At 69.7% G+C, this 21,398-nt stretch carries 21 protein-coding genes and 1 tRNA gene; 7 read left to right on the forward strand and 15 right to left on the reverse strand.

The window, feature by feature from the left end; genetic code table 11:
- Positions 1–318: 318 nt before the first annotated feature.
- The 7 genes from RS84_RS02905 to RS84_RS02935 form a co-directional block, all read right to left on the reverse strand.
- Positions 319–840, reverse strand: a complete 522-nt coding sequence (locus tag RS84_RS02905; protein WP_045256262.1) for a GNAT family N-acetyltransferase — start codon at positions 838–840, stop codon at positions 319–321.
- Positions 837–1,979: an LLM class flavin-dependent oxidoreductase gene (locus RS84_RS02910; RefSeq protein ID WP_045256407.1), complete on the reverse strand. Its 1,143-nt coding sequence runs from the start codon at positions 1,977–1,979 to the stop codon at positions 837–839. Before RS84_RS02910 ends, RS84_RS02905 begins: the two co-directional genes overlap by 4 nt.
- A 111-nt stretch (positions 1,980–2,090) precedes the next feature.
- Complete coding sequence (locus RS84_RS02915) at positions 2,091–3,089, reverse strand: ABC transporter substrate-binding protein (protein WP_045256263.1); 999 nt, start codon at positions 3,087–3,089, stop codon at positions 2,091–2,093.
- Positions 3,090–3,153: 64 nt separating this feature from the next.
- Complete coding sequence (locus RS84_RS02920; RefSeq protein WP_045256264.1) at positions 3,154–3,945, reverse strand: amino acid ABC transporter ATP-binding protein; 792 nt, start codon at positions 3,943–3,945, stop codon at positions 3,154–3,156.
- Positions 3,942–5,036, reverse strand: coding sequence for an amino acid ABC transporter permease (locus RS84_RS02925; RefSeq protein WP_082062004.1), 1,095 nt, complete (start codon positions 5,034–5,036; stop codon positions 3,942–3,944). The genes RS84_RS02920 and RS84_RS02925 overlap by 4 nt, the downstream gene beginning before the upstream one ends.
- Before the next feature lie 154 nt (positions 5,037–5,190).
- Positions 5,191–6,501, reverse strand: coding sequence for a M20/M25/M40 family metallo-hydrolase (locus tag RS84_RS02930; protein WP_045256265.1), 1,311 nt, complete (start codon positions 6,499–6,501; stop codon positions 5,191–5,193).
- Between the two features lie 8 nt (positions 6,502–6,509).
- Positions 6,510–6,863 carry a carboxymuconolactone decarboxylase family protein gene (locus tag RS84_RS02935; protein WP_045256266.1) on the reverse strand — a complete coding sequence of 118 codons (354 nt, stop codon included), beginning with the start codon at positions 6,861–6,863 and terminating at the stop codon, positions 6,510–6,512.
- A 198-nt stretch (positions 6,864–7,061) separates the two neighbouring features.
- Between RS84_RS02935 and RS84_RS02940 the strand changes: the two genes are divergently transcribed.
- Together RS84_RS02940 and RS84_RS02945 are read left to right on the forward strand one after the other, a co-directional pair.
- Positions 7,062–7,889: an NADPH-dependent oxidoreductase gene (locus RS84_RS02940; protein ID WP_082062005.1), complete on the forward strand. Its 828-nt coding sequence runs from the start codon at positions 7,062–7,064 to the stop codon at positions 7,887–7,889.
- Between the two features lie 14 nt (positions 7,890–7,903).
- Positions 7,904–9,400 (forward strand): protein adenylyltransferase SelO family protein, encoded by a 1,497-nt coding sequence (locus tag RS84_RS02945; protein ID WP_235281366.1) that lies wholly within the window; start codon positions 7,904–7,906, stop codon positions 9,398–9,400.
- 15 nt (positions 9,401–9,415) lie between these two features.
- On the opposite strand, the gene RS84_RS02950 is transcribed toward RS84_RS02945, so the two are convergent.
- Positions 9,416–10,480 carry a PQQ-dependent sugar dehydrogenase gene (locus RS84_RS02950; protein ID WP_082062007.1) on the reverse strand — a complete coding sequence of 355 codons (1,065 nt, stop codon included), beginning with the start codon at positions 10,478–10,480 and terminating at the stop codon, positions 9,416–9,418.
- Positions 10,481–10,594: 114 nt separating this feature from the next.
- Here RS84_RS02950 and RS84_RS02955 point away from each other — a divergent pair, with 114 nt between their 5' ends.
- Complete coding sequence (locus tag RS84_RS02955) at positions 10,595–11,044, forward strand: GNAT family N-acetyltransferase (RefSeq protein WP_082062008.1); 450 nt, start codon at positions 10,595–10,597, stop codon at positions 11,042–11,044.
- A gap of 74 nt (positions 11,045–11,118) precedes the next feature.
- The gene (locus RS84_RS02960) at positions 11,119–11,895 is read left to right on the forward strand and encodes a hypothetical protein (RefSeq protein WP_052676186.1); all 777 of its coding nucleotides are present in this window, start codon (positions 11,119–11,121) and stop codon (positions 11,893–11,895) included.
- A 111-nt stretch (positions 11,896–12,006) separates the two neighbouring features.
- Here the strand turns inward: RS84_RS02960 and arfB are convergent, their stop codons facing one another.
- The 7 genes from arfB to RS84_RS02990 form a co-directional block, all read right to left on the reverse strand.
- On the reverse strand, positions 12,007–12,447 hold the full coding sequence (gene arfB / locus RS84_RS02965) for an alternative ribosome rescue aminoacyl-tRNA hydrolase ArfB (protein WP_045256268.1): 441 nt from the start codon (positions 12,445–12,447) through the stop codon (positions 12,007–12,009).
- A 38-nt stretch (positions 12,448–12,485) separates the two neighbouring features.
- A tRNA-Met gene (locus RS84_RS19090) sits at positions 12,486–12,561 on the reverse strand.
- Between the two features lie 81 nt (positions 12,562–12,642).
- On the reverse strand, positions 12,643–14,010 hold the full coding sequence (locus tag RS84_RS02970) for a DUF6716 putative glycosyltransferase (protein WP_052676187.1): 1,368 nt from the start codon (positions 14,008–14,010) through the stop codon (positions 12,643–12,645).
- Positions 14,007–14,879: an N-acetylneuraminate synthase family protein gene (locus RS84_RS02975; RefSeq protein ID WP_045256269.1), complete on the reverse strand. Its 873-nt coding sequence runs from the start codon at positions 14,877–14,879 to the stop codon at positions 14,007–14,009. Before RS84_RS02975 ends, RS84_RS02970 begins: the two co-directional genes overlap by 4 nt.
- An 84-nt stretch (positions 14,880–14,963) precedes the next feature.
- Positions 14,964–16,109 carry an acylneuraminate cytidylyltransferase gene (locus RS84_RS02980; protein ID WP_235281367.1) on the reverse strand — a complete coding sequence of 382 codons (1,146 nt, stop codon included), beginning with the start codon at positions 16,107–16,109 and terminating at the stop codon, positions 14,964–14,966.
- The gene (locus tag RS84_RS02985) at positions 16,106–17,455 is read right to left on the reverse strand and encodes a polysialyltransferase family glycosyltransferase (RefSeq protein WP_045256271.1); all 1,350 of its coding nucleotides are present in this window, start codon (positions 17,453–17,455) and stop codon (positions 16,106–16,108) included. Before RS84_RS02985 ends, RS84_RS02980 begins: the two co-directional genes overlap by 4 nt.
- Complete coding sequence (locus RS84_RS02990; protein WP_045256272.1) at positions 17,452–18,432, reverse strand: glycosyltransferase family 2 protein; 981 nt, start codon at positions 18,430–18,432, stop codon at positions 17,452–17,454. The genes RS84_RS02985 and RS84_RS02990 overlap by 4 nt, the downstream gene beginning before the upstream one ends.
- 148 nt (positions 18,433–18,580) lie before the next feature.
- On the opposite strand from RS84_RS02990, the gene RS84_RS02995 reads away from it, so the two are divergent.
- The 3 genes from RS84_RS02995 to RS84_RS03005 are packed head-to-tail and all read left to right on the forward strand — an operon-like array spanning position 18,581 to position 21,288.
- Positions 18,581–20,023, forward strand: coding sequence for an HNH endonuclease signature motif containing protein (locus RS84_RS02995; protein ID WP_045256273.1), 1,443 nt, complete (start codon positions 18,581–18,583; stop codon positions 20,021–20,023).
- Between the two features lie 41 nt (positions 20,024–20,064).
- Positions 20,065–20,943 (forward strand): hypothetical protein, encoded by an 879-nt coding sequence (locus tag RS84_RS03000; RefSeq protein WP_045256274.1) that lies wholly within the window; start codon positions 20,065–20,067, stop codon positions 20,941–20,943.
- 9 nt (positions 20,944–20,952) lie between these two features.
- Positions 20,953–21,288: a DUF4229 domain-containing protein gene (locus RS84_RS03005; RefSeq protein ID WP_045256275.1), complete on the forward strand. Its 336-nt coding sequence runs from the start codon at positions 20,953–20,955 to the stop codon at positions 21,286–21,288.
- The last annotated feature ends 110 nt before the right edge of the window (positions 21,289–21,398 follow it).

Here is a 21,398-nt window from a genome sequence, read left to right on the forward strand (position 1 = left end):
CCCCCCCCCCCCGCTGCGCCCTTCTCCCCTTCTCCGATGTGCGTGTCATTGTCGCCTCCCGCCGAAAAGGCGGCATCAGCACGCACCACGGGCGCCACGACCGGCGCTCGGCGGACGTCAGATCCCCCTCTTGCCCTTCTCCCATCTCCAAGGTGCGCGTCATTGTCGCCTCCCGCCGAAAAGGCGGCATCCACACGCACCACGACGCGGGGGGTGGACGACCGGCGCGCGCGGCGCGAAGGTGGCGCGCGCGCCGCGAACTCGACGCCGCGATGACGGCCGGGAACTGGCCCGCTATGCGTGGGAACGGAATGGCGCTCAGAGATCCAGCCCGAAGGCCAGCAGGTCGAGGAACCGACCCGGCTCGACCTCGATGCGGTGCTCGCGCTCGGGCAGCCGGCGGAATCCGAGCTTGGCGTACAGCGCGTGCGCACCGACCATCTCCGGACCGCTGTTCATCACGACCCGCTCGATCCCGCGCTCCACCGCGAGCGCGATGACGTGCCGGGTGAGGGCTTCGCCGATGCCTCGTCCCCGTGCGGAGGGCGCGACGGCGAGCTGCCGGAAGTCGAGTTCCCCTTCCAGGGCGAGCTCCGATAGGCGTTCGCCCGGACGCGGGACCCACACCGTGCCGATGATCGCACCGGCGGCGTCTTCCGCGACCCAGACATCACCCGATTCGACCCGCGTGGCGACGTCTCGCAGCGAGCGCAGGTACGCCGGCGACAGCTCGGAGTAGCTCGAGCTGTACGCCTCTTCGGTGACCTGCCCGGCGAGGTCGTAGTCGTCGGCCATCGCGATCCTGATGACGAGGGTCTGCGGTGCAGCGGATGCCGTCATGAACGGGCCGCCTCGAGCGGCCGTTCGGCTGCGGCGTCGAGTCCCCACACCTCGGCGAGCAGCTCGAAGGAGCGCACGCGGTCGCGGGGATCGTGTGCGATCGTGGTGACCAGCAGCTCGTCGGCCGCGGTCACGCGCTGCAGCGTCGCGAGCCGTTCGGCGACGGCATCCGGATCTCCGACGAACCGGGTGTCCAGACGATCGGCGACGACGTCGAGCAAATCGGGCTCGAACGGCTCGACGAGCGCGTCTTCGGGGCGGGGATAGGCGATGGCGCCTTGACCTGCGCGGATGCTGTGCACCCATTCAGCGTAACCGCGGCCGAGGCGCTCGGCCTCGGAGGCCGTGTCGGCCACCAGCACATCGGCCGAGACGATCACGCGCGGCTCGTCGAGCGCTCCGGGACGGAATGCCCGACGGTATGCGTCGACCGCGTCGAGCACGAAGCTGCCTGCCACGTGGTAGTTGGCGCCGAAGGGCAGGCCGAGGCGTCCGGCGAGCTCGGCGCTGATGCCGGCGGTGCTGCCATGCAGCCAGACCTGAATGTCCTGACCTTCCGCGGGCGTCGCGTGGATCGGAACGCCCTCGGGGGCGGCATAGCCGCCGGCGATCAGGGCGAGGATGTCGAGCACGTCCTGCTCGAAGCGATCGGCGTCGCCCGCGGCGCGGCGCAGCAGCCGCGCCTGCGCCGTGAAGCGCGCGGCGTCGAAGGCGAAGGGCTTCGCCGCAGGCAGCAGCAGCCCGTCGACGACGCGAGCTGCGCCCGCGACGGGAGGAGGCGTCGCGGCGGCGCCGCTGGAACCGGAGCGTCCGATGCCGAGGTCTAAGCGACCGGGGTGCAGAGCGGCGACGACGCCTGAGGCCTCGACGACCTGAAGCGCGGCGTAGTTGCCGATGATCGTCGCCGCGGTCCCGATGCGGATGCGCTCGGTGGCCGCGGCGATGGCGGCGAGCAGCACGTGCGGAGCCGCCCCGGCGACGCCCGGGTTCAGGTGATGCTCCGCGAGCCAGAACCGCCGATATCCCAGCCGCTCGGCCACGCGGGCGAGCTCGATCGTGTCGCGCAGCCCCTGCCCCGGGGTCGACCCTTCGCCGAACGGAGAGAGATCGAGGATGCTGAGTGGCGCGCGGTCGGTCATGTCTGTGTCCTTCTCGGAGATGGTGGATGCTGTGGACGGGCCTTCGACAGGCTCAGGCACCCAGATCGTGGGTCGCTGAACCTGTCGAAGAGCCCACGTGCTGACTGAAGCTCAGGACTTGGGCAGTCCCTGCGGGTTGACCTCGGACTTCTCGATCCCCTCGGAGTCGAGGCCCCAGGCGTCGAGGAGCTCGGCGTAGGTGCCGTCCGCGATGAGCTTGTTGATGACGATGCTGACCGGCTCGATCAGCCCGTTGCCCTTCGCCGTGCCGGCCGCGATGCTGGCCGCGAGCGGCCAGCCGCCGGGGACGATGCCGACGAGCTTGGTGTCGCCGGTCTCGCGCGCCGCCCACGCGGAGGTGGCGTTCGGGCCGAAGGTGGCGTCCACCCGTCCCGACTGCAGAGCGAGAACAGACGCCGCGTAGTCGTCGTAGTACTGCAGCTCGGCGGGCGCCTTGCCATCGGCTTCGAGCTCTTCATTCCACTTCAGCAGCACCTGCTCCTGGTTGGTGCCGGAGCCCACGACGATCTTGAGGCCCGAGATGTCCGCCGCTTCCTCGATCTTCTCGATGTCGCTGTCGGCCTTCACGTAGAAGCCGAGCAGGTCTTGACGGTAGCTGGCGAAGTCGAAGAGCTCCTTGCGCTCCTCGGTGACCGTCACATTCGAGGTGATGAGGTCGTACTTGCCGGACTGGATGCCGAGGGGCCAGTCGGCCCAGGCCACGACGACCGGGTTGTACTCCAGGCCGAGCCCTTCGGCGATCAGGCTGCCGATGTTCGGCTCGGTGCCGGCGGGCAGCGTCTCGCCTTCCGGCACGTACGCGAGCGGCGGCACGTAGGCGGCGACCGCCACGGTGAGCTTGCCCGGTTCGATCGGCTCGAAGCCGCTCTTCTTGAGCGCCTCGACGGCTTCGGGGACGACATCTCCCTCGATCCATTCGATGTCGTCCGCCGAGACGTTGGCCGATGTCGCCGCCGGTGTGGGCGTCGCGTTGTCGGCGACCGCCTCGGCCGGACGGTTGAGGGTGACGGCGGCCACGACGCCGACGATCGCGATGACCGCTGCCGCGGCCACTCCGATCGCGACGCCCTGCTTCTTGCTGAGTGCCATGTGAATCTCCTTGGTGAGTGGTGCTGCGGCGCCTGCTGTCAGGCGCCGCGTCGGGTCGTGCAGGTCAGCCCAGCACCTTGGCCAGGAACTCCTGGGTACGCGGATGCTGGGGAGCGGTGAGGACCTCGGCGGGCGGGCCCTGTTCGACGATCACGCCGCCGTCGAGGAACACCACGCGGTCGGCCACCTCACGGGCGAAGCCGATCTCGTGGGTGACGATGATGAGCGTCGTGCCCAGCTGGGCGAGATCACGGATGACGTCGAGCACCTCTCCGACGAGCTCGGGGTCGAGTGCGCTCGTCGGCTCGTCGAACAGCAGCACCTTCGGCTTGAGCGCGAGGGCCCTGGCGATCGCGACGCGCTGCTGCTGGCCGCCGGAGAGCTGACGCGGATAGGCGTCCGCCTTGTCGGCGAGTCCCACCCGGTCGAGCAGGCCGAGAGCCAGCTCACGGGCGTCGTCCTTGGTCAGCCGCTTGAGGGCGATCGGCGCCTCGGTGACGTTCTCGAGCGCCGTGAGGTGCGGGAACAGGTTGAAGTTCTGGAACACGATGCCCACCTGCGTGCGCCGACGGAGGATCTCGCGCTCGTGCAGTTCATGCAGCTTCTCGCCGCGGAGCTCGTAGCCGATCAGTTCGCCGTCGACCGTGACCGATCCGCGGTCGACGCTCTCCAGGTGGTTGATCGTGCGCAGCAGTGTCGACTTGCCGGAGCCGCTCGGTCCGAGCAGGGCGATCACCTCGCCGGGCCGCACGGTGAGGTCGATGCCGGACAGCACCTCGACCCCGCCGTAGCTCTTGTGGACGTTATGGATCTCGACGAGTCCGCGGGTGGCGGTCTCTGCGACGACGGTGGTCATGATGCTGCTCCTGAGTTGCCGAACTTGGCGTCGTTGCGGTTGCCCTGCTGGGATGCGCTCGTCAATGCAGGGGCGTTAGCGCCCTCGAGCGCTCCGGGCGGCGGCGCGTCTCCCAGCCGGGCCCACTGCACGCGGATCCAGTGCCGAGCCTGCTGGAGCGGAGTCGGCGGCAGCGCTCGCACGGAGCCGCGGGCGAAGTGCCGTTCGATGTAGAACTGCGCGACGCTGAGGATCGTGGTGATGATCGTGTACCAGACCACCGCGACGAGCAGCAGCGGGATGACCCTACTGTTGCGGTTGTAGATCACCTGCACGGCGTAGAACAGCTCGGGGATCGCGATCACGAACACGACGGATGCGCCCTTGACCAGGCCGATCACCTCGTTGGTCGCGTTCGGGACGATCGAGCGCATCGCCTGCGGGAGGATGATGCGGAACAGCCGCCTGGCCGCCGGGATGCCGAGGGCCGCTGCAGCCTCCGACTGCCCCTGGTCGACCGAGATGAGTCCGCCGCGGATGATCTCGGCCGAGTAGGCGGCCTGGTGCAGGCCGAGTCCGAGGATCGCCGCGGCGAAGGCACTGATCAACTGCACCGTGGGGAACTCGACGATCCAGAAGTCGGTCGTGAAGGGGGTGCCGAGGCCCAGCGTCGGATACAGGTAGCCGAGGTTGTACCAGACGATGATCTGCACGACCAGCGGCACCGAGCGGAAGAACCAGATGTACCCCCACGCGGCCGAACTCAGCAGCACCGACTTCGACAGCCGCCCGAGCGCGATGATCGTGCCGAGCACGAAGCCGACGACGGCCGAGACCGCGGTGATCGACAGCGTGTAGCCGATGCCGATCAGCACAGGGCCCGAGAAGAAGTACTCGGCGAACGTGCCCCACATGTAGCGGTCGTTCGTGACGAGGCTCCAGGCGAACTGGGCGACGGCGAAGACGATCACCGCGGCGATCGTCCACCGCCACCAGTGGCGGGTGTGCACCACGGTCACGGCGCCGAGATCGACCTTCGTGCGGTTCTCGACGGGACGGTCGATCTCGGGATCGACCGGGGCGCCGACGGGCGGAGCGGCGGTGTCAGTCATGATGATCCTCGTGTTCCCCGCAGCGCCCGGTGCGCCGCGTGAAGCCAAGCTAGGGTCATCTGCACCGCCCGTCCCAGCCGCGATTCACACGTCGCAACCGGCCGACGCACGCCGTAACCGAGAGGCTCGCCCCGTAACACGACGGGGCGAGCGGTCAGGCGTTCCGGAGGATCTGGTCGGTCACCCTGACCGAGAAGTACAGGGCGTCGACGGGGATCCGCTCGTCGGCGGCGTGGAACTCGCCGAACACGTCGAAATCGTCGGGCACGCGCAGGGGCACGAAGCCGTAGCCGCGGATGCCGAGCTGAGCGAGGTGCTTGTTGTCGGTGCTCGCGGGCAGCAGGTACGGCACGACGAGACCGCCGGGATCCTCCGCCGTGATCGCCTCCTGAAGGACATCGACGAGCGGTGCGTCCAGAGGAGAGTCGATCGCGGGAACCGGCCGCCCCCAGGCGATCTCGACGTCGTCCCCGACGATCCCCGCCAGTTCCTCGTGGAGCGCGGCATCCGCCCCTGGCAGCACCCGGATGTCGAGCCGCGCGATCGCCTCGGCGGGGATCACGTTGGTCTTGCCGCCCGCGGCCAGCACGGTGGGCGAGACGGTGTTGCGTGCCGAGGCGCCGACCAGAGACGCGACGAAACCCAGATTCTCGAGTTCGGCGTCGAGGTCGGCTGCGGAGAAGCGGATGCCGCGGTGCTGACCGAACACCTCGAGGAACCTGTTCAGGGCCGGTGTGCGCACGACGGGGAACTCGTGCGCCCCCACCGCCGTCACCGCACGAGCGAGGCGCACGACGGCGTTGTCGGGGGTCGGCCGCGAGCCGTGCGCGGCATGACCCCGAGCCGTGATCGTGGCCCAGGTCACGCCCTTCTCGGCGGTCGCGACGAGATAGGCGCGGCGGTCGTCAGCGAGAGGCACCGAGAAGCCGCCGACCTCGCTGATCGCCTCGGTCGCACCCGCGAACAGCTCGGGACGGTTGCGGACGATCCAGCGCGCGCCCCATACTCCCCCGGCCTCCTCGTCGGCGAAGAACGCGAAGATGAGGTCTCGCCGGGGCACGATGCCCTGCCGCCGGTAGGCGCGGGCGATCGCGAGGATCGTGCCCGCGTAGTTCTTCATGTCGACCGCGCCCCGCCCGTACAGGATGCCGTCATGGATCTCGGCAGCGAACGGCGGGTGGGTCCAGTCGGCCTCGGCCACCGGCACGACATCGAGGTGCGCGTGTACGACCAGGGCTCCGGCATCCGGATCCGACCCTGCCAACCGGGCGACCACGCTCGCCCGGCCCGCCTGCGGCTCGACGAGATCGACGCGGTAGCCGACCTCCTCCAGCTTCTCCTTCACGAACAGCGCAGCGCGGGTCTCGCCGTCGCCGATCGTGGCGGCCTCGCCCGTGTTCACACTGTCGATGCGGATGAGCGCTCGGATGAAGTCGAGGGCTTCGTCTTCGAGAGGAGTGGTCATCTCGGGACTCAGTGCTGGTGCTCTGCGCGCGCGTCGCCCGCGAGCTTGAACGCGAGCCGGCCGTGCGCGTAGCCGCCTCCCGCCCGGATCGCCGTGGCCACCCAGGCGGCCTCGGCGAGTTCGGCTTCGGTGGCCCCGGCTCGCACGGCGTTCTGCGAGTGACCGTCGATGCAGTACACGCACTGGGTCGTGATCCCGACCGCCAGCGCGATCAGCTCACGGTACTTCAGCGGGATCTCCCGGCCCTCCGTCGCGAAGACGGCCTGATCGAAGGCGGCGAACGCGGCGAGGATGTCGGGCGTCTCGTTCTTGTAGACGCGGGTGAAGGTCTTGTCTGCGGCGCGATCGAAGTAGTCGGACACGTGCTCTCCTCGGAGTTCAGGCCGCGCGGGCGCCCGGCGCTCCCTCACGGTAACCGCGGCGCGGAGAGCGGATGACGCGCGATGACGCGGACCGTCATGCGGCGTCTCGGTACGTCGTGAAAGGATAGTTCTTTGCCTCGCATGTCGTCAGGTTTCACGTCGGCCCCTGCAGGACTCCGCCGGGGCGAGACTCGTGGCATGGCAGATGTGATCGACAGCGGAACCCTCCTGCGCGAACGCTACGGCGTCGACGCGGACGATGAGTCGCTGTGCCTCGACGAATCCGGCACGATCCGCGGGCTGTTGGCCCATCGCTCGGTGCGGGCGTTCGACGGCCGACCGGTCGATCCGGCGATCGTGGATACCCTGGTGACGGCCGCGCAATCCGCGTCGACATCGTCGAATCTGCAGTCGTGGAGCGTCGTCGTGGTCCGTGACAAGACGCACAAGAGCGCGGTGGCGATGCTGGCCGGCGATCAGGAGTTCATCCGCGAGGCTCCCTTGTTCCTCGTCTTCGTCGCGGACTGGGCACGGGGAGCGGCGATCTCGCGCAGCCGGGGCGAGGCCGCCGAGGGCATCGGCTACTTCGACAGCACCCTGGTAGCTACCATCGACGCCGCGATCGCCGCGCAGAATGCCATCGTGGCCGCTGAGGCTCTCGGTCTCGGGGCCGTGTTCGTCGGTGCGGTGCGCAATCGGCCCGACGAACTCTCCGCTCTGCTCGGTCTGCCCGACGCCTCCTATCCGGTCGTCGGCGTCGCGGTCGGGTGGCCGCACACCGCGAGGCCTGCACGGGTCAAGCCGCGTCTCCCGCAGTCAGTCGTGCGTCACGACGAACGGTACGCCTCGGCATCCGCCTCTGATCTCGCCCGCTATGACGAGGCGCTGCGGCGGTTCAACGAGTCGCAGGGGCGTACCGGCAGCTGGCTCGACGCGGTCGTCGCTCGTGTGCGGAGCCGCAGCGCCCTGCACGGACGCGAGCGGCTGCGTGGCATCCTCTCCTCACGTGGACTGCCCTCGGCATGAGCGGCGGGCACGCAGTGACGGAGCAGATCGCCCGGAGCCCTGCGCTCGAAGGGCAGTCTCCGCCGGTGCTCGAGCGCGGGTGGGCGAGCACGCTGCCCGAGCTCTCACGGCCGGTCGCGCCGGCGCGCACCCCGCGACCGCGACTGCTGGCCCTGAACGAGGAGATCGCGGGTGATCTCGGTCTCGCTGCCGACTACCTGCGATCGGATGCGGGCGTGCGCTTCCTCACCGGCGAGGCGCACGATCCGGGATCGACGCCGGTCGCCCAGGTGTACGCGGGCCACCAGTGGGGCGAGTTCAAGCCCATCCTCGGCGACGGCCGCGCCGCACTCCTCGGCGAACGTCGCGACGGCCAGGGGCGTCTGCGCGACGTGCATCTGAAAGGCATCGGCCCCACGTCCATGTCGCGGGTGGACGGCTTCGCCGCGGTGGCGCCGATGCTGCGCGAGTACCTGATGGGCGAGGCGATGCACGCCCTCCGGGTGCCCACGACCCGCGCCCTGGCCGTGGTCGACACCGGCGCGCCACGTGAGCTCGACGGCGTCGTGGCGCCGGGGGCCGTCCTCGCGCGCACCGCGACGAGCCACATTCGCTTCGGCTCCTTCGAGTACGCCCGCAGGCACAACGATCCCACGCTGCTGCGCCGGCTCGCCGATCACACGATCATCCGCCACCACCCGCACGCGGTGTCCGCCGAGCATCCGCATCGGTTTCTCCTCGACAGCATCGTCGAGGCGGTGGCTGCCGTGACCGCCGACTGGATGAGCCTCGGATTCGTGCACGGCGTGCTCAGCACCGACAACGTTCTGGTGTCGGCAGAGACCATCGACTACGGTCCCTGCGCGTTGCTCGACGAGTACGAGCCCGGGGCGCACTTCAGTTCGATCGACAGGTTCGGCCGCTACGCCTACGAGCGGCAGCCCGCCATCATGCGCTGGAATCTCGAACGGCTGGGCGAGGCGTTCGCGCCGCTGCTCGCCGACGATCCGGCGTCGGGCGAGCGCGAGGCAGCGGAGATCGTCGCGCTCTTCGACCGCCGTTACCTCGCGCACAGATCGCGGGTCTTCCGCGCCAAGCTGGGTCTCGACAGCCGCATCGATCCTGCCGTGTCGGATGCGCTTGCGGATGCCGCGCTCGCGCTGCTTGCACAGCACCACGTCGACTTCTCGGGATTCTGGCGCGACCTCGCGGCGGCAGCGCAAGGCGATCGCCGAGCCGTGCGCGGACGATTCCTCGGACCCGTGGCCGAGCTCGGCGCCTGGCTCGACCGCTGGTCCGCCCTCTCTCCCGACGCCGCACTCATCCGCGCGACGAACCCCGTGTACATCCCGCGGAACCACATCGTCGACGAGGCGCTCTCAGCAGCGGCCGACGGCGACCTGACCCTCTTCGAGCGGTTGCTCGAATTGCTCCGCGACCCGTTCGCCGAGCGCCCTGGCAGCCAGTACCGGCGCTTCGCGCGGCCGGCACCCGAGGGCGCCGCGCGGCACGTCACGTACTGCGGGACCTGAGCTGTTGCGGGAAGCTCAGTCCATCGGGACGAGGATGATCCGATCCTCCCCCTCTGCCGGGTCTCCTCGACCGTCGGTGTTGTTCGTCAGCATCCACACCCCGCCGTTCGTGGCGATGACGTCACGCAGCCGTCCGAACTCGCCGACGTACTCCTCCGTGCTCGTCGACAGGTCATCCAGCGGCACCCGGCGCAGCCTCTCACCGCGGAGGTTGGCGATCAGGATGGCAGAGCGGGTCACCGCGATACCGCTCGGGCTCGCGTCAGCAGGCCGCCATTGCTGCACGGGATCGATGAAGCCGACGCCACCGGCGATCCCCTCGGCCTCGGGCCAGCCGTAGTTCCCGCCGGGTTCGATGATGTTGAGCTCGTCCCAGGTGTCCTGTCCGTACTCGCTCGCGTACATCGTGCCCTCCGCATCCCAGCCGATGCCCTGAGGGTTGCGGTGGCCGTAGCTGTACACCGGCGACCCGCGGAACGGGTTGTCGTCGGGGATCCCGCCGTCGGGAGTGAGGCGCAGGATCTTGCCCGACAGGGCATCGAGGTCCTGCGCGCTGACGCGCTCCCCCGCATCGCCGGTGGTCACGTACAGCATCCCGTCGAGTCCGAAGGCGATGCGGCCGCCGTTGTGGTTCGATGCCGAGGGGATGCCGTCGATCACGACCGCGGGCCGCCCGAGCGAGAGCTCGCCTGCCTCGCCGAGAATCGGCCGGCGCTCCACCCGGTTCCCGTCGTCGGCCGTGAAGTAGGTGTAGAGCTCGTCGTCGCGCACGGCGAGCCCGAGCAGCCCTCCCTCGCCACCGGGTGCGACGTCGTCGATCACGCCGACCTCGTGCACGTCACCGGTCTCGTCGAGCTCGAGGACCCTGGCGGTGTCTCGTTCGCTGACCAGCAGGGTGTCGCCGTACAGGACCATCGACCACGGCGCGTCCAGGTCTTCGGCAATGGTGATGGGGGCCGGTGCAGTGGCCGTCTGCACGGGGGCGGATGAGCAGGCGCTCAGCAGCAGAGCCGATGCCGCGGCCGTCGCCCACGACACGATCGCCCGTCGCGGCATCCCGTTCCCGCCTGTTCGTGTCATATCCCCATCCAACGCGGACGGCCGCGGCGATGGAAGGGGCTCGTGCGGCCGGTCGTCGTAGTCTGGCAGCGACCATGCGCACGCCGATGACTGGAGGATCCCTTGACCGACGCCATGATCAGGTCCATCTCGCCGTCCGACGCCGGTGAGGTTCTGACGCTCCAGCGCGCGGCGTTCGTCTCTGAGGCGCAGATCTACGGCGATCCCGATCAGCCGGTGCTGACGCAGTCGCTGCAGGAACTCGAGGCCGAGCTGCGCACCGCCAAAGGCGTCGTCGCCGTGATCGACGGACGGATCGTCGGCGCGCTCCGTGCCCGTGAAGGCGACGGCCTGCTGCAGATCGGCCGCATCGCGGTCGCGCCCGATGTTCAGGGCGAGGGGATCGGCAGGCGGCTGCTCGAGGCGATCGAGAACGACACCGAGTGCGACGAGGCCGAGCTGTTCACCGGCAGCCTGAGCGAGGCGAACATCGCGCTGTACGAGTCGTGCGGATATCGCGAGGCCGAGCGCATCGACCAGGGCGACGGCACGGCGCAGGTCTTCATGCGCAAGCGGCTGCGCTGAGCGGCATCCGTCGTCGGACCGCACGATCTCGGAAGCCATGTCCCTGCGCCCGTCCACGGGTGGACAATGACGGTATGGGCGAACCCGCACCCCTGGACGCCCCTCCTCCGGAGGAGCCTGCCGCGGCGCACGCAGGCGGCGCCGTCACGACGCGTGCGCAGGAATCGGATGCGGCGCTGGCGCGGCGCGCCCAGCTCCTCGCCACCGAGCACTGGGGTCTGCTCGCCGCCCGCAGCACGGCGCAGAACGAGGTGCTCGCGCGCATCACCATCTTCCTCACCCTCGTCTCCGCCGGGCTCGTGACGATCGGGCTCCTGGGTCAGGCCTCCGGCTTCCACGGCTGGTTCGGCGGGGCCTCCGTCGCGATCCTCGCCTTCCTCGCCCTGATCGGGTTCATGACGCAGGTCAGGGTCATGAACGTCTCTGAAGAGGACATGATGTACGTCGTCGCGATGAATCGGATCCGCGGCGCATACGCCGACCTGGATCCGCAGGTGGAAGACATCTTCCTCGCCTCGGTCTACGACGACCTGCCGGGGATGAAGCGGACGTATTCGTTCCTGCGCCCGCGCGGCCTCAGCATCTTCCTCGGCAGTTCGGTGATGCTGCTGATCGTCGTGAACGCGTGCGTCGTCGGCCTCCTCGCCGGCGCCTCGGTCCTCTCCGCCGGAGGTGCGTTCTCCTGGGCGACGGGTGCCGGCATCGTCGCCGGGGTGCTCTTCAGCGCGGGATTCGTGATCTTCGGCGGTGTCGGTTTCCGATGGGCGTGGGCGCACTACGTGCCGCGGCGGGCGACCCCTCCTGCCTCGACCACCGTCACGACACTGAGCGAGGGCACCCGGACTTCGTGACCTCCCGCTTTCGGCGTGAGTTCCGTGCCGCCGCGCGGGGAGTTCGCGCGCGAAGCAGGAGTTCACGCGCGAAGCAGGAGTTCACGCGCGACCCAGCCGCGCCGCCCGCGTTCACCCGTCGCGAGGCGGCCTGCGCAGCTGCTTGACGTCGGTGCGGCGCTGCTTCGCCTTCAGCCGCCGCTCCTTCGACCCGCGGCTCGGCTTCGTCGGCCGGCGGGGCGGCGCCGGCGGACGCAGGGCGTCGGCGACCAGCGCCGCGAGGCGTTCCTTGGCCGCGTCGCGGTTGCGCAGCTGCGCGCGGTGCTCGGATGCCGCGATCGTGAGCACGCCGTCGACGAGCCGCCCGCCGAGCCGCTCGATCAGTCGCTCACGCTGGACCGGCGAGAGGGCAGCGGATGCCGCGGCATCCCACACCAGTTCGACGCGCGAGTCGGCGGTGTTCACGCCCTGCCCGCCGGGACCCGACGACCGCGAGAACCGCCACGACAGCTCGGACTCGGGGATCGTGACCCCGGCCGAGACCCGGAGACCGGGGCGGTGAGAAGCAGGCATGCACCCATCATCCCCGACCGGCGGGCTGATGAGTCACGTGGACGCGACGGCGGGAGTCGAACCCGCCACGCCTTCAGTTATGAGCTGAGGCCCGGGACCGCCCGGATCGCCGCGATGTGACTCGACGGTACCCCGACAACCCCTCAGAACCGAGGAGCATTGCCTGGGATAACGCTATGAGTCGGCCGGTGACGATCAGCGCCTGATCGAGTCGTGGAACGGGTTGGGCTCGAGCGTGTAATCCGTCGCCGCCTCCGCCCACGTTCCCAGTCCCGGCGCACGGCGTCCGGCACGCACGGCCACGATCGCCCGGGTCGCCGGCGCTCCGAGCGCGAGCGCGAGACGCCCGCTCACAGTGCGATCCTCGGCACCGAGCACGCTCGCCCGGTGCCACGCAGCCTTGACCGCTCCCCCGCGGCCGTACTGCACCGTGCGCGGGGGCAGGATGCCGGCGCGTCGCTGCGCGACGAGCTCCTCGACCCGCTGCCACCAGGTCGACTCCACCTGGGGATGGAAGTAGTTGTCGCGCAGCCAGTTCGGATGCGGGTGCCGGAAGCGCCCCGCGACGACCTCGCTGCGTCCGCCGAGCAGACCGCTGCCGACGAACACCGTGTTCAGCAGCGACTTGCTGACCCCGAACGAGTCCAGCGCGATCACCGGCACACCCAGCGCCACGGCTTCGATCGCGGCGGTCGAGCTCACCGTCACGAGGCCTGCCGCGGTCGACAGCGCATCGGCCATCGAGTCGTAGGAGAACACGAGGTTCGACGGGCGTCTGCCCTCGAGCAGATCGGTGTAGGCGTCATGCTCGAGATGCGTCTCGGCCTCCCCCGGCCGTGAGCGCAGCTTCACCACGATGCGGCGGTCCGGATCGGCCTTCGCCGCCTTCACGAGGGTCGCCGCGATCTCCGCACGCTCCTCGCGGTCCATCGGAACGAGCGCCTGCGAGGCGAACACGAGATCCGTGGCGGCCGGGCGGAGCAGCCCCTCGGCCGGGCGCTCCGCGACGAGAACCCCGCGCCCGCCTGAGACGCGCGCGAGCTCGGGCGACAGCATCCGCGCCCTCGTCTTCGCGAACGGAAGCGTCGCGAGAGCCGTCGGCACGTGCACGCCGATGCGTCGGCCGAGCTCTTCGAACGCCCGCTCCTCCCGATGCGAGTGCACGACGAGCAGATCGGCGTGGCGTCGGTACTCGAGCGCGCCGCGCTGCGCGGGGATCGCCATGCCCGGAAGGCCCGCGACCGTGACGGGGCGCCGCGACAGCGTGTCGATCACGCGGCCCATGAGCCGCACGAAAGGCCCGCGACCGGCGAGCAGCACGACATCGGGGCGCTGCGCCTCGAGCCATCCCGCCGCCTCGCGGAACGTGATCCGCGACACCGCGGAGGCGTCGAGACCCGCTCCGGCAAGCGCGGTGCGCTCCTGCGCGGCGCTCGCCGTCAGCGGGGTCTTCACGAGCAGCAGATGAGGACGGATGCCGGGCACGCTGCCGAGCAGCGACGCCGACCATTTCACGAACGAGTCGGCATCCGCCACGGCGACGACGCGCAGCTGCTCGCTCATGCCGGAACGCGACGCAGCTTCGCCATCGGTGCGCGCTCGCTGTCGAACACCCGCTTGACGCCGTCGCCGAGAGCCTTCTCGATCACGCGGATATCGCGCACAAGGTGCTCCAGGCCCGTCGACTCGAGCGACGCTGCGTGGTCGGAGCCCCACATCGTGCGGTCGAGCGTGATGTGCCTCTCGACCGCGACAGCACCGAGAGCGACGGCGGCGAGTGAGATCTGCAGACCGCGCTCGTGGCCCGAGTAGCCGACCGGGATGCCGGCGTAGCGGTCGCGAAGGGTCGAGATCACGCGCAGATTGGCCTCTTCGGGCTCGAGCGGGTAGGTCGAGGTCGCGTGCATCAGGATGACCCGGTCGGTCCCCAGGGTGTCGAGTGCGCGGTCGATCTGCTCGATCGTCGACATGCCGGTGGAGAGGATGACGGGCTTGCCCGTCTCGCGCAGGCGGACCAGCAGCTCGGTGTCGGTGAGGCTGGCCGACGCGACCTTGTGCGCCACGACGTTCAGGTCCTCGAGGAAGTCGACGCTCGGCACGTCCCACGGGGAGGCGAACCAGTCGAGTCCGAGCATCGTGGCGTGGTCGCCGATCTCGATGTACTCGTCGCGGCCGAACTCGACACGACGACGGTAGTCGAGGTAGCTCATGGTGCCCCACGGCGTCTCGCGAGGCACATCGCGCATGTGCTCGGGCGTGGAGATCTCGGGCGTGCGCTTCTGGAACTTCACGGCGTCGGCCCCTGCCCGTGCCGCGACGTCGATGAGCTTCTTGGCGATCTCGACGTCGCCGTTGTGGTTGAGGCCGATCTCGGCGATCACGTAGGCGGGGCGACCGCCGCCGATCACGTGCGATCCGATGCTGACAGTCATGATTTCCTCCGGTCGTCGAATGCCTTCTCTCCTGGGTACGCGCCGAGGGTGAACATCGCGCGACCTGCGGGTTACCGGGTCCGGTCAGCTCGACAACACGCGTTCGACGAGTTCGCGAACAGCTCCCCGTCCGCCCTCGCGGGTGAGCACGACCCTGGCCGCCTCGAGCACGCGTGGGTGCGCGTTCGCCACCGCGACGGGCCAGCCGACGAGGCTCATCGCCGGAAGGTCGTTCACGTCGTTGCCGAGGTAGGCGATGTCGGCGAGATCGATGTCCTGCGCGGACGCCCATGTGCGCAGCGCAGCCGCCTTGTCGTCGAGGCCGTGCAGCACGGGCACGCGCAGCTTGTCGGCCCTCGCCCGCACGACGGGGTTCACCTCGGTCGAGAGGATGAGCATCGGCACACCGGCGCTGCGCAGCAGGGACACCCCCATGCCGTCTTCACGGCTCACTCGCACCCGCTCCCCGCCGTCGGCATCGACGATCGCGGTGTCGTCGGTGTGCACGCCGTCGAAGTCGGTCACGACGGCCTTCACCGGGATCGGATGCCGTGCCTCGTGAAGTGCGGCGAGTGAGCGCGCGATGCGCAGCTGGTGCTCGTCGTCGATCTCGATCGCCGTCCACTCCGGCACCTCTGCGATCGCGATGCGGCCGAAGAAGCGGTGCCGGCTCTCACGGAACCCCGCAGCGCTGAACACGTAGAAGGCGCCGGTCTCGAGGTAGTGGGGCTCACGGTCCTGCCGACGCGGTCGGTGCGCGGCCTCGTGGTTGATCGCTGCGGCAGCGCCCCCTGCATCCCTCCGCCAGAGGAAGCCGTAGGTCTCGTGCGCCGAGAACACGCTGTCGGCTTCGCCGGAGCGCACCAGCGCCACTGCGCCCGCGAGCGCCTCGGAGGGGATGAACGGCGAGGTCGCCTGCAGGAACGCGACGACGTCGACGTCTACTCCGGATGCCGCCAGCTCGTCGAGCGCATGCAGGATCGCGCTCTCGGAGGTCGCCGTGTCGCCGGCGATCTCGACCGGTCGAGGGATGACCCTGGCCCCCGCCGCCTCGCTGATCGCCGCGATCTCCGCATCATCGGTCGACACCGCCACGAGATCGATGCCGTCGGCGGCGAGTGCGGCGTGCACGGCTCTGGCCACGAGCGGCACGCCGCCGACCTTCTGCACGTTCTTGCGCGGAACCTGCTTCGACCCGCCACGCGCGGGAATGATCGCAACCGTCGTCATCGTCCTCGAAGCGCCTTCCATGCTCGCCCTGCCCTTCTTCTCACACCCTGTGCGGTGAGCCGCAGCTCCTCCACGCGCCCGACTCCGCCCGCAGGCTGCAGCGCGCGCTGCACGGGAGTGGGGGCGGGGGCGCCAGGCAGCCGCAGCTCCGTCAGCCGGGCGGGAGAGAAATAGCGCTCCCGCTCGTCGGGCTCGAGGCCCTCGAGCAGCGCCTCGGCCCGCGGACGCAGGTGCCCTGCGATCTCGGGCTGCATCGCGTACCCGACCGCATCGACCAGAAGCTGCAGCGCCGCAGCATCCTTCCACCGCGAATCGCCTCGGGTGAGAGCGTCGACGATCGTGGCCGGTATCCGGTTGCTGTTCTCGAAGGGGGCGAGGCGAGACAGCACGGTCTCGTTGCCCGCCGACCCGATCTCGCGCCCCTGCAGCGCGTGCACGGTGGGGAGTGCGGTCGAGAAACCGGCCACCACCGCGACCGCATCCAGGCGCTCGGCCAGGAGCTCGGCGGCCAGCGCCCCCCGGTACTCCGCGAACTCGACCTCGTGGAATGCGGCCCTCCCGCGCAGAGCATCCGTGAATCGTGGAGGAGCCGCGGGGTGAGGCTTGAACACGATGCGCTCGGGAGACCAGGCGACGGCACGATCGATCATCTCGATCTGCATCGCGACCTCTTCGTCTTCGGACACGAGTCCGAGAGCTGCCAGGTACTGGCCGAGCACGAGCACGGTCGACCGCGAGGCACCGAGCTGTCGATCGTCCTCGTCCGCGTGCGCGGTCTCCGCGAGGGCCGCGCCGAACAGCGCGGGCGGTACCGGTACGGCGGAGGCATGCGGCGAACCGACGAGCGGTGTGACGCCCGCCACCACATCGGCGTACACCACGCTGCCGATGCGGGCGGCGATCGTGTGCGGCAGCTTCACCCGCATCGGCGAGTAGGTCATCAGGCCGTCGCCGACGATCGCGACCGGCGCTCCGGGGAAGATCGTCATCAGCGTGCGGGCCGGAGCCACCTGCGGGCTCTGCACGAAGAGCTCGACATTCCGGGGGTCGAGACCCCACGCCCGAGTCAGCAGGCGCTCGAGCAGCGGAAGATCGGCGTCGCGCGGGCGCCAGGAACTCGGGTGAGCGGCGCCCAGCAGCTCGTCGAGGTCCTCGATGCGATCGAACCGGTCGCGCAGCGAGCGCAGCGCCGGATCGGTGCCGATGCTGCGGCTGAGCTCCGGGATCCGCGAAGAGGTGAAGGGCACAAGCACGCGCTCACCCGCGGCGCCCAGCAGTCCGCCGTCGATCGCGGCCGCGGCGGTGGCGAGGCCGTATGCGCTGTGCAGCGCGAAGACCTGGGTCATGCACCCACCCCCGTCGTGCGCAGCAGCGGTGCGAGCACGCGGCGACGGGGGCCGTCGAGCCGCCCGATCACGGCATCCACTTCCGCGGCGGGAAGGCGCCCCAGAAGTCCGCGGATGCTCGCGCGCATCTCCGCTCGCAGCGCCGGTGTCATGCGACGAGCCCGCACGAGGTGCCGCGAGCTGAGCGCGAGCGCGGTCCAGGTGATCTTGGGCAGGAAGCGCTCGGCGTCGGCATCCGCTTCGACGATGTCGACGACCTCGCTCATCGCACGTGCGAAGTCGAGCTGCCGCCGGTCGCGCACCTGTGTGAGCGACGACGAGACGCCGCGGCGGTACAGGAGAGCGGGGGCGTCGACGACCGCGAACGACTGCGCGTTCAGATGCAGTCGCCAGATCCACGGCCGGTCCTCTGCTGTGAACAGCCCCGGCGAGAAGCGGGCGAGCCCCTGATCGATCACTCGCCGGTGGAACATCCCCGCCCACGCGAACGGATAGTCGACCATGGTGGGCTCATGCTCGGGCAGGATCGCGTCGCGCGGAGCTGCGAGGCGCTCGCGCCACGGGAAAGGCGCCCTCTTGAGCATCCGCTTCGTGCCTGTGACCGTGACGTGATCCGTGCGCACGAAATCGCAGTCGAGCTCGCGCATCCTCCCGGCCAGCACCTGGAGTCGCAGCGGCTGCATCCAGTCGTCACCGTCGAGGAAGCAGAAGAAGTCGCCGTCGACATGCTCGAGTCCCTGGTTGCGCGCGCTGGCGAGACCCTTGGGCCGCGGATTCGTCAGGACCACGGCATCGCCGAAGTGATCGGCGTAGCGCCGCATGAGCGCGCCGGTGTCGTCGCGCGAACCGTCGTCGATCATGACGGCTTTGAGTGCCGTCTTGTCATCGAACTGCCGGGCGAGGGTCTCCAGCGTGGTCCCGATGTAGGGACCGGCGTCCTTCGCGGGGAGGATCACGGTCACGAGTGGTGTGCGCATGGTGCCAGGGATCGTGACACGGGTTCGTGGCTGGTGGTGGACGCCGAGGTGAACGGAGGGTGTCCTCGAGAGATGTGATTCGAAAATTCTTTCTAACTCCCATGTCTTCATGATTGCATAGTCCGTACTTATGTTCTATTCTTGAATCATGCCAGATTCGACGGATGTCGTCCGAGACTTCGAAGACCGCGAGCGCGTTCTCGATGCCTGGGTCGAGACGCAGCGTCAGATCGCCGTGCTGCAGGCCGAGTCCGCTGAGCTGCTGATCGAGCGCATCGCCGTCCACGAGCGCGAGCTGATCGGCAACGGCTACCACCGCGACTGCGCCTACCGGTCGATGATCGCCGAGTATTCGGCGGCCGGCCGCATCGCCTCGGGAACCATGGAGGGCGCGTTCCTCGATGCCCGCACGCTCCGCGACGACCTCCCCGCAGTGCGCGCGTGTTTCACCGAGGGCCGTATCACGGCGGCGCACGTGCACGAGATCGTGCGGGCGTCGAGCGTCGTGGTCGAGGCTGTTCGGCACGGCAAGGCGGATGCCGAGGCGCTCCCGCTCTTCGAGGAGGCCGCCCTCGCCGTCGCCGAGCAGGAGACGGCCGCCCGCACCCGACCGCATGTGCAGCAGATCGCTGCGGCGCTGGCGGGAGAGACCGTGATCGAGCGGAACCGCCGCGCCGCGAAGGACCGCACCGTGAACGTGCGCTCACTGGGCGACGGTCTGGCCCTCCTCACGGCTGTGCTGCCCGAATGGGTCGCCGAGGCGATCATGGACCGGCTGACCCGCATGACTCAGAAGATCGCCACTGCACGTGGCACCCGCGAACCGCAGCTCGACCCCGAGGTGCTCGACAGCGGCGAAGATCGCATCACCCCCGACGACATCGCGCCCGACGACCCGGCGTTCGATCGCGACCGCCTCTGGGACGAGGCGTGGGGCGAGTCGATCATCTCCGCCGACGGTACGTTCGCGCTCGACCCCGACGCCGACGTCGAGCACATCCCGGCCGACACCCGCACGTTCGATCAGATCCGTGCCGACATCCTCTCCGACATGCTGCTGGCCTCCGACCCGAGCCGGGCCCTGGGCGATGCGCTCGACAACGTGCAGGCCCGGATCCAGGTCACGATCGCCGCCACCACCCTGGCGGGCGACGACGATGCACCCGCCGAGTTCGACGGCCACGGCCCGCTCGATCCCCGCATCGCCCGGCTCCTGGCGGGCCGCAACGACGGGTGGGCGCGACTCTTCCTCGATCCCGCCGGCATGGTCGTCGAGACCGACACGTACACCCCGACCACAGCGATGAAGAGATTCCTCAGAGCGAGAGATCAGCACTGCCGATTCCCCGGATGCCGCACGCCCGTGCATCGGTGTCAGATCGACCACAACCACGATCACGCCAAGGGCGGGCGCACTGCGGTCGACAACCTGTGCCACTTCTGCGCGAAGCACCACGCGCTCAAGCACCCCGATGTGCCTGACGTCTTCCGGTGGACCGCACAGCAGAGGCCAGACGGAACGGTGACCTGGTTCAGCCCGATCGTCCGCTCCTATGATGATCGCCCTCGACGACGAGTGCTGTTCGTCTGAGCGTTCTCGCGATTCCCGGCCGGATTTGTCACGATGGACGGATGCCGCAGCCGCACCGCCCCTCGTGGAGACCCGTGCTGCGCCGTGGTGCCGACCTGCGCTGGCTCACGGCGCGGTCGTGGACGAACCGCTGGTATCCGCAGGGCGTCGACACCGGTGTGCTGCAGGGCCGGCGGATGCTGGCGATCAGCTGGTTCCGGCAGGATCGCACCCGCACGCACCTCGCGTCGCGGGTGTCGTTCATCGATCTGGCCCGTCCGCGGCGATTCGACGTCGCGCTGGCGATCGAGGGCGAGGGGGGCACGCTCGAACCCGCACGGATTCACGTGGGCGGACTCGCCTGGTTCGGCGACCGGCTGTTCGCGGCGGCGACGAAGCAGGGGATCTGGGAGTTCGATCTGGCCGGCATCCGGTCCGTTCGGGGCGCCGTCGCCCGCCGGCTGACCGGCGGGGCGCGATCGCGCACGCTCGTGGCCGTGCGCACGCGCGTGCACGCCGTCGACCTGCGCTGCTCCTTCATCGGGCGCGTGTTCGACGACCACGGCCGTCCACTGCACCGCGTGCTGATCGGAGAGTTCCGCTCGAAGGACGCGGGTCGCATCGGCGAGTTCGACCTGACCTCTGACGGATTCTCGCCACGACGGATGCTCGAACCGGGCCTGCGGCACATGCAGGGGGCCGTGGGCTGGGGCGAGGAGATCTTCGTGTCGCAGTCTGACGGACTGCGCGCCGGAACCCTGTGGAGGGGCACCGGCGACGGGCTGCAGCGCGCATCCCTGCCGCTGCCCGCCGGATGCCAGGACCTCGCCCTCGACGCGGAGGATCGCGTGCTGTGGTCGCTCGGAGAGCATCCGTGGCGGCGCGTCGTGCACGGCATCCGCTTCGCCGAGCTGGGAATCGCTCATGGGAGGCGAACGTAGACTGGACGGGTGAAGCCCGCACCGATCCTCGTCTACTCCGTGCTGCGGTTGCTTGCGTTCCTGCTCCCGCTCGCGATCCTGTGGTACTTCTTCCCGATCTTCCGGGAGCTGTGGTGGCTGGCTGCGATCTTCGCCGCACTCATCGGCGTGAGCATCTCGATGCTGTTCCTGCGCTCGCCGCTCTCCGAGGCCTCCGCCGACATCTACGCGCGTCGGCGCACCCGCACCACGGCCGGCCAGCGGGATGCCGACGCCGAGGACGACGCCCTCGACAAGGACCCGGCCCTCGACAAGGACCAGGCTCTCGACAAGGACCAGGCTCTCGAGAAGGACTCCGGGGCCTGAGCCCGCCTCCGAGCTCGACCCGAGCTCGACCCGAGCTCGACCCAGCCGAACAATCGATACCGGCCCGCGGGTCGAGCCGCAGCCGCGTCTTCGGGCCCCTGGCTCGAGTC

Source organism: Microbacterium hydrocarbonoxydans (assembly GCF_000956475.1).
Lineage (GTDB): Bacteria > Actinomycetota > Actinomycetes > Actinomycetales > Microbacteriaceae > Microbacterium > Microbacterium hydrocarbonoxydans_A.